Source organism: Coleofasciculus sp. G1-WW12-02 (assembly GCF_040219735.1).
In the GTDB taxonomy this organism is placed as follows: Bacteria; Cyanobacteriota; Cyanobacteriia; order Cyanobacteriales; family Coleofasciculaceae; genus Coleofasciculus.
Window position 1 is genome coordinate 16456 of sequence record NZ_JAVJRX010000051.1, and the last position, 12574, is coordinate 29029.

The following is a 12574-nucleotide window of genomic DNA, read 5'->3' on the forward strand; positions in this document are numbered from 1 at the left end:
TCTCAAACTTCATTCCAGTTTCCCTCTACAGAACTATAAAACGGGTCATCCGTCAAGTTGACTCAGAAAAGTTTGCTGCGTTGTCCGAATTTAGGGAAGAAAACAAATGATGCCAATCGGGAGAACTTGTTTCGGCTTCTTTCACTTCAAAGGTGACATTACAAGCTTGGGATTGTTCTAGCGCCTGAAGGCAAAGTTCAGCAATATCCTCTCGACTGACTTTACCTCGGATATTATCGCCTTGCTCAAAGGCTAAACCTTTACCGCCTGGCTCTTCGGTTAAAGCACAGGGACGGATAATCGTATAAGGAATACCACTTTGACGTACCGCATCCTCTCCTCGTAGCTTCCAGGTGAGAATTCCCCCTAATTGGTCATTCATTCGCACGGCTGGAGGTTCTTCTTCTAAGTTAATTCCGGGACGCCCTGGACGGGTGACGCCGGCAGAACTAATCATAATAAATTGGGGTAAAGTCGCACCCTTGTATGCTTTGATTGTTTCCACTTTTAAGGAAAATGTTCCTGGCTCAAAGTTGGGGTTCAGTGCGCCGTCATACTCAAACTTACTCAGCATCAGTTGCAGGGCGTAAATATGGCTCGGATCAAAGGGTTCAGCATTCTGGAGAGTTTTGGCACGAAATACCGGAATCAGCGCCTCAAAGGGAACGCAAACATCAATCCAGGTATCTTTTTCAGTATCAAACGAATAGCAATAGGAAATCCCATCCCACCTTGATTCTGTTCGCAGAATAAACTTATAACGTTGTCCATCTCCTTTGACTCGCAGTTCCATCCCCTCATATCCGGCTAAATTTAAGGGTGGATCAAAATTGCGGGTGCGAACGGAAACAAAACCACCCGAGTTTGCTGTAGATACAGTTCCGCTGAATAATGCAGCATTATCAATCAGCCGAATTGAGCTTTCACTCACACCGCCCATCACTACATCATCCACAGCCCCCCAGGTTTCTTTTACGTCATCTGATGGATTTTTGAAATCAAAAATGAGTTGTTTTCCGGGTTCTAAATGGTTAGCGGCGACTTGGACTAAATTCTTAATCCCTTGATACTCTACAATTTCGGGACTATCTACAACTTCTGGCATATAAAATTTGATGCCTTGATAATATTTTTCCCGGTTTGGTGTATCTCCTTCTACAGGTTGCACCCGAACACCTGTGCAGCATAAGACGGCGGAGATACCCTCCATCATGGCAGGGGTTAAGGTTTCTGGGAGAGTGATATCGGCTTCAAACAGTTCCACCTCATCTGGGAGCATTTCCCGCCCTCGCTGAGTATCTCTGACTAAAGCGCGTACCGGATAATTCCGTTCCATCAGACGCCGCACGACTCGCTTCCCGACGCCACCCGTTGCACCGGCTACTAGTATCTTGCCCAATCGTTTTTCTCCACTCTGATTTGGTTTGTGATGTTTTGTGTTACCTGAAAATAAACGTTTTAAACAGCTAATAAAAGGGATAACCTCAAAGTAAGCTAGGGTTTCGATAAATCTACCAACATCCCATTGGGAGCGATTGTTCGGAGTCATCATCCCCTCCTATTTTCTTGCTTAGATTTACCCATTGTTATCAATAATTTTAGGACTCATCGTTTATTGTACTCACTTCTCTCCCAGCCAGCCATATCGTTCACTGTGCCGTGACGGATACTTGGCGTTGAGTTCCTCGAAATAATCATCGGTCACGGTATCAGTTCCAGAGTTGACAATCATGTATTTTCCGGTAGTTTAGTATAAAATGCTTGAATCGGGACTTGTGCGCCCTGAGCTGCATCCAGTGGGAGAAGCCCCCGCTCTAAATTTTGATGAGAGTGGAGGGGAACGTCACCTAAATAACCTTTAATACCCTGAATAGGCTTAGCTGTGAGTTCTAAGAATTTACCAGAAACAACCGCCTACGTTCGGATTACCCAGCACTCTTGGCAACAGGGCAAAATCGAGGGAGAAGTTCATGCGGCTGCTTATGAGTGGCAGTTTCAATGGCGTTTCCGTCAAGGTCAGTTAGTCGTCAGACCTGCTTTGGGGCGTGCTTTAATTCAAGAACCACTGGGTCGATTTTTAGAGCGTTGCGATTACCAGTTAGAACCAGGAGGAGATTACGCTTTTACCATTCGAGCAGAACTATAAGAGTTTAGAGTTTACAGACGTAGCGCTCGATGAGCAAAATAGCAACAATATCATCAATCGGTCGAGGCGGCTGACGCATTCCCTGGGGAACTAGCCGTTGGAGTCCCTTGGGGGGATACATTTGCCAGTAGCGATCGCGGGCTTCTAATGTACTATAGCGTTCATCGACTAAGACAATGGGAACAGTAGCAGAAATGACTTCACGAATTTTCCCTTGCCATTGCTTAGAGGTTGTTTGGTTCCCCATGACAATGGTTTCAATGGTAAACTGCTGACATAATTGTTTAAGGGTTGCAATCGCCTGCTCAGATGGCACAACCTGATGATAAGAAAGGTGTTGGTCTTTCCCTTTCACGGCTAAACCACATTTATCCCGCCCCGGATCAAACCCTAAAATCATAGTTCAAAATATGTATATTCTATTATTTTAACTGTGCTACGCCAGTAGGGTAAAGCTGTTCAAGTGAAGCACGAGCCTCAGCATGGGTAGGGATTCTTCATTCTGCTTCAGTTCCTTCGCTTCGCTCAGGACTCAGAATGACAAGAATTGCGTACTTTTACCTGAGTTTGATATAAGAAAATGTATCCAGCATCTTTTTAGCCTGGTTTTTTCTCAGATTTATTTGCTAAATTTTGCAATTTCGCCAGCCCCTGTGTCAGAGTTTGAGAAAGATTTGAAAAGGAATTGTCAATCTGAAGAGCAGCTTCTTGCATCTGAGTTGCTGCCGTTTCGACACCATAAGAACTCTTGGAAAAGTTACTTTTCAGTTCTTCAGACAACTCTGAGATATCTTTGGCTAAATCTTCAATGAGTTGACTGGTATCTAGCTCAGGTATATTTAAACCACGGGATTGAAGCGTTTCTAGTACAGCATCGACGCTAGTTTTAATGACTTGAGTCTGGTCAGAATTTTGTACTTCGCGTTTCTGCATTGCTGTAGCAACTTCAGTTACAAAGCTCTGTAACCCCTCTTGTGCAGTTTCAGGATTGTTGATGAATTCTTCTACTGAAACCCCTAAGAGATTAGCCAAAAGAGTAGAAGCGGGTTGAGCTGAATCAGCAGTTTGTTCAGAGTTTGTAGAGCTATGTTTACTATTTTGTATAGTGATTCCTACGATATTGGAGAACAGACTGGAAACTTGGTTTATAACCTGAGCTACTTCCTGCTGCATATAAGGTTCAGCGTCTTTGGCTGAAATTTCGTAAGGAGCCAGTGCTTTCAGATCAACTTGCCTCTCAATCCCTGCAAGTTGATGGATCTTGAAATTGCCACTAGGTAGATGTTGATTATCAGGGATGAGAAAATATAGCTGTCTATTGGAGCTACACCAAAGGGAGTGCTGATTTGAAGTTTTCATCACATTTTTGAGTTTTTGATGATGTAATTATGTGGATTTCTATTCCTTGCTCTGAGTATTGAATAGATCAAGATAGAAGTGATCAAGAAAGCTATTTACCCAAAAGGGATAGTCTAAGACTACACGTCCACCAGAACTCTCGTAATTGTCATAATGCTTCCAGTCAATAGCCTCCAGGCAGGTATGATTTAAATAATCTACACTATCCATTTCGGCTGCTAGGCGAGAAACGAGGGCGGAGGTTAATTCCATTCCTCGCCAAGGATGAAATGCAAATAGATCAGGTTTGTCAACTGATTCACAAAGCGGTGCAGTACGGTAATTTGGCAATCCCTCATTCCAGAGTTTTCTGATCAGCTTTAAATCATCAATCAAGAAATATGAATCACGGAAGAAAACTAAGTGAGCGTTTAGGGGTTGATATAACCCTTTCGCCGTAAATGCTTTCATGGTCATAGGCTTTATGCACTCAGCTATGGTCAGGATAATTTCTGTAACCTTGTCAAGGTTTTCTTCAACACACTGATTAACTTGCTGAACTTGAGGAGTCTCTTCATGTTCAATTAAAGCAATAAACGGACCACTATCGGCTAAACTAAATGCAGCATCACCCTCAATTTCCCTGCAGCGTCCCACATTTTCGTTAAACTCATTACCCCAAGCTTCTACCCAGAGAGGTACAAAACCTTTCTGCGGAGTCATGCCCTTAAATCTAAAACAAGGAAGAGCCGATCGAATGGAAAAATGCAAATCAGCTTTGTCATAATTTGCCAATGCGGTTTCTACCTGTCTACAGGACATCAATTCTTGGGATTGGAAAATTTTTCTTGATAAATTGCTGTCTCTGACAGTAAGCCCTTTCCAGCTTGCTTCTTCAATACCCCTGCTCTCAAAAATTTGCATAAGGTTTGTTAGCTGGACTCTAGCAGGAACTTCATCGTCCATCCAGAGCCGTGTGACAAGTTCTATGCTCATATTAGAATCTTTTTAGTTTTCATCAGTTGTTGTCAAAATTCTCTATAAATGCCTATACCTCCTCAGAATTAGTATACATTCTACAGACAAATATTGCTATTGGAAAACACTATTACTCTAGTTTAAAACACTCTATTCTGCCGTACTTGTAGTTGTTCGGACATGGACTGGTTTGCCATTAATCAAATAGGGTTCCCCGTTCAGATACAAGAGCCGATTTCTTATTGTGAAGCCAGGGGTTCGGATCTCTTCTGCAACGACAATTTCATATCTAACTACCTGTTCTCGCCCCAAGGTATTACCGGAGTACTCTAACTGCTCCAAACCATGTAAAATCTCAGTTCCTTTCGATTCAAAAATTACATATTTCCCCTGCCTAGTTACACCTACGACATCAGCTGATAGTTCAGTACCTGGTCGAGCATTTGGATTAATAAATTCATCGGCTGCTTGACCCATGTATACCTTTTCGACATTGTTCATCCCAGCCGCTCGTTCTGCAGCATAAGCTTCTCTTGCTGCATGTTCAGCTACTGTTGCTTCAGGCTCACCGACAATTTTTGAAACGTTGCTTATCTTCTTGCGATTAAGTCTGAATGTACCATCGTTACGTTCAGAGACTAGTCTGGATACTTCTTCGGGAGGTAGTTCGGTTGTTTTTGAAGGCGCATCTTGTTGCTGGTCGGGTGTGTCTTGCTGTTCTGCTGAATCTCCTTGTCTGGACGCGCGGGTTGACTCAGGAGTATCATCCCCTGGTTGACGAGGTGTAGATTCGGGAGCATCCCCTGGTTGACGAGGTGTAGATTCGGGAGCATCCCCTGGTTGACGAGGTGTAGATTCGGGAGCATCTCCAGAACGACGACCTGCAATTTTGCCTCCAATCCAAGTTAGAAGTCCAGCAAATAGCATATTGGCAAGCAAACCTTGATCCCATGGTCTGCCTTGAGATACGTTGTCTAAGACTGTTACAACCCCTGCGACAACAGATGCGCCACCAACAAAGAGTCCAAGCGTAGCACCTGCACTCAAGCCCATTCCAGCAGCCACACCGCCAAGAAATACGAAGGCAGCAGCACCAACAGCACCGCCAAAAGCTCCCCAAATCATATTTCTCAAAGCACCGTCAAAAACTGCCCAACCTCGTTTTCCTTCAGAATAATTCCCGACGACAGTAGCGGCTAATGCTCCCACAGCTCCTGCGATTGCTCCTGCTGCTACCAGAACTACAGCACCTGTTCCAAACGTTGCGATTATGAGCGCACCCACTAGTAATCCAACGACTAAACCCGCCCAAAAGCCTGGACTACTGACCATTTCCACAAGGTCATTCCACTGGTTTTCAATCCAGGAGTTTTGTGCTCTTTCCTCAGCTCTCTGTTGCGCTTCCTCCGTCCGACCTGGAAGGCTTTGTCTCGGCTCGCTTGCTTGCTCTTTGACAGATGTAACTTGCTCGTCAAGTCCCCCTGTATACTGCTCCAGTCCCGCTCCAAATCCGGTATCAAGCTGACTAATCTGCTCATCCAAGCTCGATGCAACTTCACTCACCATACTGCTTTCAGCATCACTAGCTTGGCTAACTGTAGTGCCAAGCTGATCAGAAATAGATGTGATTTGTTGGCTAACCTGCCCTTGAGCTTGTCCTAGGAAGGTTTGAATTTGACCAGCAGCATGACTAGAAACAGAACCAATGGCAGTCAGAACCTGATTACCTGCTTCAACCAAAGCACTATCTGCCTGCTGAAGAGCACCATCAGCAGTTGACATCAGATTGTTATAAGCACCATCTACCTGACCCACAATTTCTGTAGTTGCTTCAGAAGCCAATTCTGGATCAATGTCAATTTCAGTCACTTGCTGGTTGAATTGAGTCAGATGCTCATCACCAGAAGCGATCGCTTGCTGTCCCTGCTCTTGGAAAGTATTGATAGCTTGTTCGCCAGCAGCATAAAGTTCCTGACTCTTTTGTGCTACTTGAGATTGCAACTGGTTCTGGATAGTTTGTTCCAAAGAAACCAGTTGCTCAATTAACTGCCCCTGTAAATTACCTAGAGCTTGATTCCCTTGACCGACAGCCTGCTGAATCGCAGCAATAGTTTCCTGGTTGGATGTGTTCAACTGCTCGACAACTTGACCTTGCCCCTCACTCAATTGACTAGCAGCTTCCTGTCCTTGTTCTCTAAAGCTATTTGCTGTTTCTGGTCCGGTAGCACGCAACTCTCCCATTGCATCAGACATACCACTGGTAATCTTGTCAGCGGTATCTGAGGCAATCTCGTTGGCAGCCTGGGCTTTTGCTTGAGCGATTTCTGGAGTGCTGCCTCCTACCTGAGCCTTTTCCTGACCAATTGATCGAGCCTCTTGAGCCATCCCTTGCAAGCGAGACTGAACTTGCTCAGCCGAGTTATCGGCAGCTTCTAGCGATTGTTCGGCATAACTATCCCCAAGTTCTTGAGCCTGCTCTTGGCTAGAGGAAAAGGTTGTTTCCACCTCACATAAGGTGGCTGTATGCCCCTGTTGCAAGGTGGCTAAATGTGATGTTGCGTCGGTTTGGAGTTGCGCTTGGGCACTGCTAATAATTTGTCCAACCTGTTCGCGAGCATTAGCAAAAAGTGCCCCAATAGCGCTTCCTTGTTGATCACTTGCGGAGATGAGCGCCTCTTGTTGTTGTCGAACACTAGCGGCGATCGCGTCTGTTCCTTGTGTGAGTCGTTCGGTAAAGCGTTGCCGTGCAGCATTAGCCGCCGCAGCAACTTGCTCTAGGAATATCTGCGTCCCAGCAAAATTTGTGGAGGGTGTTTGAGTTCCTGTATTTGGTAATGAGTTGTTTTGAGCGATCGCCAATCCAGCGCCACCCTGTTGAGACTCAGAGACGCCCGACGCGATCGCACCCGGACTCGACTGTGTGGACATACCCGACTCTGGAGTCTTTGCAGCAGTAGATTGAGCGGAGGGAGCTGCTGGCTGTTTCTTTTGGGTCTCTACAGGAGTATTTCCTTCTGTCGTTGGAACTTCTCCATTTGGCGTCTTACGGTTCTCCACCAGACCTGTTGACGGTTCTACAGAGGCATCGCTTGTTGTTTGTGAACTTGATGTGGCTTCCTCTGTGGGGGTAGATTGCGGCGCAGTGGTACTGGAACCACCGTCAACGTCTCCAGGTTTACTCGATAGCTCAGTGGTCTGTTCTTCTGGTGTCTCCTTTCCCTCATTGCCTCTATTTTCCTTAAGGGTAGCCGCTTCTGTTGTTGATTCTTTTACCTCCGTGGCATCCCCCACAGTTTTGGGTGCGCTAGAGGATACTGAACCCCCCTCTGTTGCATCCTGCGCTTCCTGCTCAGAAACATCTCCCTCATCTGGAGCAATCTCTTCAAGTTCTGGAAATGCTGGAGTTTCTTTCTCTTCAGCCGAATCAGGCTCAGCCAGAATTACACTCAATCGCTGCCACTGCTCTGGCGGGATGCGATTTTGAAGCTTTGCCATAACTGCCTTGCGGGTGGCTGGCTCCAGACTCTTGAGCCGACGCTTCACCTGTCCAGAACTGTCTTCCGGGTCAGTTTGCAGGCTTTCCACGACTGCTGCAACTATAGATTCAACAGCTTCTGTCGATGCGGATGCGTCTGTTTGTGGATTAGATGTAAGCGGCTCTGCCTGTTCCGGCTGGCTGACATCGACCTTAGCCTGAACGACACCCTCACTCGGCTTTAATGAGATACCCCCATCTACATCTATATGATGTGTCTTATTGTGAGAAAGCTTCCTTTGCACTTGAGATAATCGTGTCCCTGGCGCCTTAACCGGAACATTAAGACCGTTGTAACCAAATTTAGAGACCTTCTCCAGTTGAGCTTGTAAGGAACGGATTTGAGGTTGCTGCTTTCCACTTTCCGCCTTTGACTGTCCAGGAGAAGATATATCTTCTCCCTCTACCTCTGTATTAGGTGACTCCTGATTTTGTGATACTTCTTCTGGGGACAGTTCCTCTTGTTGAACAGTCTCTTCCTGCTCTGAAGTTGCCTCAACCTCTGAATCTTGAGGGGAATTTTCCACCGGAGCCTTAACGGGAATATTGAGCCAGTTGGAACTTAAACGGGATACTCTTTCGCGTTGAGCTTGTAAATCCGGTATTTGGGATTGGTGCTGAACGTTTCCTGATTGCTCAACAGAAGTGACACCTTCGCCGTCTGTCTCTGTGTTAGGTCGCTCCTGACCCTGTGATGATGCTTCAGAGGACAATTCTTCCTCTTGCTCAACAGTCTCCTCTTTCTGACTCTCCGTTGTCTCAATGTCTAGTTCTGACTGCTGAGAGTTATTTTCTAAAGCTCCACTAGCAGACTGTTTCTGAACGGATTGGAGGGGTGGTGTTTCAGGTACATTGACTGGAACATTCAGACCGTTGTAGCCAACAAAGGCTGCTTTCTCTAGTTGCTGTTGGAGAAATGCCTTCTGTTCTTCGGGTGAGCGTTGTACGACTTTTTCCGGCGGATTGGGGACTTTGAAACGGCGTCGCTGCAACGGGTTGGACGTGGACGTCTTACTTAATGGTGAGAAGTTTTTTTTGCGGATGGGTTCTCGAAAAGACATTGCCAGAGGCTCCCCCAATCATTGCTGGTCTTTTCTGTGCCTCCCTATCCCGCCAATAGCGTTTGTGGGATGCTTTGAATAAAATATTCTCAATCATACCTCCAAGGAGTCAGATCACACTAGCTCCAGCTCACGAAACTTAACAAAGAGAGCAATAGCGCTTTACCCAACAGTGTAGCCCTTGTCAGGCTTGGTTTTCAGTCCCCCTTTCTAGATTGAACTCTGGTGCTGTTATATTTATTGGTCTGATCCCAACATCGGTAGAGATTCTTCATTCCGCTTCGCTCCATTCAGAATGACATACATAATTGGGGTCTGGGATTTTCATGAATATGACCAATGACAAATGACAAATTACATCGAATTTCGATACTTTTCCAACAATTCGGGAATATAATCATACCCATCTACCCCAATTAAGGGAAGAATTTTTGACCGCTGCTGCTGCAACAGATCTTGGAACACTTCTCCTCCCAATTGTCCTTGTAAAATAGTGAGTAATCCCACGGCTTTGCGCCAGTCTTCTGTGCCAATCTGCTCCAACAAATATCCGCCTAAGCTTCCTGTATAAATTGTTTTGCTCCAATTTTGTAACTGATAGTAGGCTTGCGCCAGATACGCTAAATTGAGTCCTTGTAAATACAAATCCCCAGAAAATTGCGCCGCTTGCCAACCTTGTTCTAAATAAGTAATCGCCTCTTGCGGTTGTTGCATAACCACATAAGCAATCCCCAAACTACATAAACAAAGGGCTTGACTTTGGCGATCGCCTAATCGTTCTAACAATTGCCGACCTTGTTGCAGGTAAGTAATGGCGCTTTCGTACACATCTGGATCAAGGGCTTGCTGTTGGGCTTGAAAGACCTCACTATAACCCAAATTCGCTAAGGCATTGGCTTCGCCTAACTTATCCCCCGCCTGCCGTGCTAAAATTAATCCCCGTTGGCTATAATTAATTGCCTCAGGATAATTTTTCTGTGCCACACAAATGCGGCTTAAGTGATTATAGTTAGCAATCTCACAAGGGCGATCGTTAGCTGAACGAGCAATCTCTAAGGCTCGCTCATGGAATTGTATGGCTCGATCATATCGACCTTGCGCCCGTTGGGAATAGCCCAATAACGTAAGAATTCGGGCTTTCTCTTGGGTTCCCTCGACGCGCCGCAAGGGTTCATTCAGGTAATCCATCGCATTCCGCAGATAATTACCACTCAAGGAGGCAAAAACACCGCCATAAAGCGGAAAATACTCCCGTTGGGCAAAGGTGCGGAGAATTTGCAGTGTCACCTGAAAACAGCTATCTATCAAGCGTTCTCGTTGGGGAACCGTTGCTTGATTTAAGGCAAGGGCAATTTGTGACCAGATTACCGCAAATACGATAAAGGTGGAAATCGAGAGTCTAGCTCCCATTTTGGAGTTATAGACTCGTTGATCAAACCAACTAACTAACCGACGCTGTAACCATTGGAGAACAACGGTGATTTCTACCCAAGCATCCAGTTCTAACGTTGGCTGTTGACGAATCCATTCATCAAGGGGTCGATTAGAGGCTAGGGCTTGGAACAAAGACTGGGGTAGAGGACGATTCACCTTTTTTGCCCAGAGTCCCCAAGGTCCGCGCTGTTGAGAGAGTTCTTCAAAACCCAAGGAACCCTGACTTTGCTCATAAATCCAGCTTACTAAATCGTTTTCCAAATTTCCCCAAGCGGCTAACCCCCCGGTAATTCCTTTGGCTAGCTGTTCAAGTTCCGTGGCGCGATCGCTCTCAGAACTAGCTGTTGCTTCCTGCTGAAGCGTTTTGGCTAATTGAGCCAATTGAGATAGATTGAGGACAGGTTCCCGATTTGGGTCGATCGCACGTACAAAAGCGGTCAAACGTTCGCTCTGATCAGCTTGGGTAATCCCTTGGGTGGCGGTTGCGATCGCCACAGACACCTGATTCTGCTGCTGTACCCGTTCCCATTCACTACTAATCATATTTAGCGCCCTCTGCGCCCGCACCGCTTTGGCTTGTTTGATTTCGCTAACCGGATTCTCGATTTGTTCCTGAGTGCTGCTGTGGCGTTCATCCAGACAGCGTTCAAAGATTTCTCCGGTTCCACTGCTGACACCTGACACCAGCTTCTGGTAAACCTGTTGCTTGGAGCGGATTTTTCCTTTCAGCGTCGCGGCGACAATTTCATCAATCAGTTGGAAACAGCGATCGCGTAATGGTATAGAGTTTGTCATAAAAGGAAGCAGAAGGCAGAGGGCTTGTATGCAGAGGGCACAACGCCCAATACTGCACTTGATTTATGGTATCTGCTTTTTCGCCTATTGTTAACGGGTGGGTATTTCAAGCATCCCCTAAGAACTCAAGATATGATCTAAGGGTATTAACGGGGTCCTGCTTCAATGGCAGAATTAGCAATTTCGACCATTATCGCTTCGGCTCGATTGACATCTGTACCCATCCCTTTTAAGGCAATTCGGTAATGGGTATTTTGCCACACCCATTCAATCACCGATGGTGTACAAATACTCTGGCATCGACTTGGTGTAAAGTATCCCCAGATATCGTTGGTGAGGGGAATTTTTTTAATGAATCCATCTTCGGGAGAATAGCTGGGATTCACTGGCGTGGCGCTAAAGGCTCCCACGGTACAATCAGCCATTCCATTGCAGTTTTGTTTCAAGCTTAAGGCAATACTATAGGTATTGGGTGACCTAAAGCTATTTACATAAATCCGCTGTTTAAACGCCGGCATTTGGCTGGGTAATAAAATTAAGGTATCGGTTTGTTGCTGGAGTTGGGGTAATACGGGGGTGAATATATTAGCTACGGGAGGTTGTTCTGGCGGTGTGTTGGGATTAGCGCGATCGCGATTGATTAATGTCCGCGCCATCTCACGGGGAATCCCATAGCTAGCCAGGGTGCTAGGAGTAAATGGAGTTTGGGTTGACGCGATCGCAAGCCATTGATTATTTTGATTGATCACAACCGTTTCTCCAGCAATATTGTCCCAAAACCACTGCGCGATCGCATAATTCTCAACAACTGTAATTTGAGTAACTTCTGGAGACAACTGAAAACCACTACCCTTTTCCCATAAATCCAGGAGTACGACTTTCCGAATCACTCCCGTATCATCCGCTACAGCAGGAGTCGGATTAGTAACCATTGTCAGCAAAGGATAACTAGCCAATAGAATCAGGCTGGCGATGTACCCAAGTCCAAAACTAACCTTCATAATTCCCTGTCATAAAAAGGTTTGTAGTTGCGCTGTCTTCGCCATAAACCTTCGCCGCACGTAGTACAGCCTTGTTTGTAGTATGCGCTTTAGCGCCGATCAAACTCACGCATCTACTAATATAGAACTATTCCTATCATAACTCCGTAAGGATTCAGGTCTGTGTTTGGCTCATCAATTAGCCTGGGTGTACGAGCCTTTCCAAAGTAATGTGGAAAAGGAAATTCAGTCACATCGGCGAGTGCGCCCAGGCTCTTTTCCCAAAATAGGTCTTGCCTGAGACAGT

At 45.9% G+C, this 12574-nt stretch carries 8 protein-coding genes; 1 reads left to right on the forward strand and 7 read right to left on the reverse strand.

Annotation, left to right across the window (positions count from 1 at the left end):
• Positions 1 to 52: 52 nt before the first annotated feature.
• Positions 53 to 1549: a CIA30 family protein gene (locus RID09_RS09295; protein ID WP_446335672.1), complete on the reverse strand. Its 1497-nt coding sequence runs from the start codon at positions 1547 to 1549 to the stop codon at positions 53 to 55.
• Between the two features lie 333 nt (positions 1550 to 1882).
• On the opposite strand from RID09_RS09295, the gene RID09_RS09300 reads away from it, so the two are divergent.
• Positions 1883 to 2146: a DUF3146 family protein gene (locus RID09_RS09300; RefSeq protein ID WP_446335665.1), complete on the forward strand. Its 264-nt coding sequence runs from the start codon at positions 1883 to 1885 to the stop codon at positions 2144 to 2146.
• A gap of 4 nt (positions 2147 to 2150) precedes the next feature.
• On the opposite strand, the gene RID09_RS09305 is transcribed toward RID09_RS09300, so the two are convergent.
• The 6 genes from RID09_RS09305 to RID09_RS09330 form a co-directional block, all read right to left on the reverse strand.
• A complete protein-coding gene (locus tag RID09_RS09305) occupies positions 2151 to 2546 on the reverse strand; it encodes a pre-16S rRNA-processing nuclease YqgF (protein ID WP_446335666.1) in 396 nt (131 codons plus the stop codon).
• 197 nt (positions 2547 to 2743) lie between these two features.
• Positions 2744 to 3505 (reverse strand): hypothetical protein, encoded by a 762-nt coding sequence (locus tag RID09_RS09310; RefSeq protein WP_446335667.1) that lies wholly within the window; start codon positions 3503 to 3505, stop codon positions 2744 to 2746.
• A gap of 39 nt (positions 3506 to 3544) precedes the next feature.
• The gene (locus tag RID09_RS09315) at positions 3545 to 4480 is read right to left on the reverse strand and encodes a hypothetical protein (RefSeq protein WP_446335668.1); all 936 of its coding nucleotides are present in this window, start codon (positions 4478 to 4480) and stop codon (positions 3545 to 3547) included.
• Positions 4481 to 4612: 132 nt separating this feature from the next.
• A complete protein-coding gene (locus RID09_RS09320; protein WP_446335669.1) occupies positions 4613 to 9058 on the reverse strand; it encodes a hypothetical protein in 4446 nt (1481 codons plus the stop codon).
• 354 nt (positions 9059 to 9412) lie between these two features.
• Positions 9413 to 11287 carry a tetratricopeptide repeat protein gene (locus RID09_RS09325; RefSeq protein ID WP_446335670.1) on the reverse strand — a complete coding sequence of 625 codons (1875 nt, stop codon included), beginning with the start codon at positions 11285 to 11287 and terminating at the stop codon, positions 9413 to 9415.
• Between the two features lie 146 nt (positions 11288 to 11433).
• Positions 11434 to 12288, reverse strand: coding sequence for a hypothetical protein (locus RID09_RS09330; protein WP_446335671.1), 855 nt, complete (start codon positions 12286 to 12288; stop codon positions 11434 to 11436).
• Positions 12289 to 12574 lie beyond the last annotated feature (286 nt).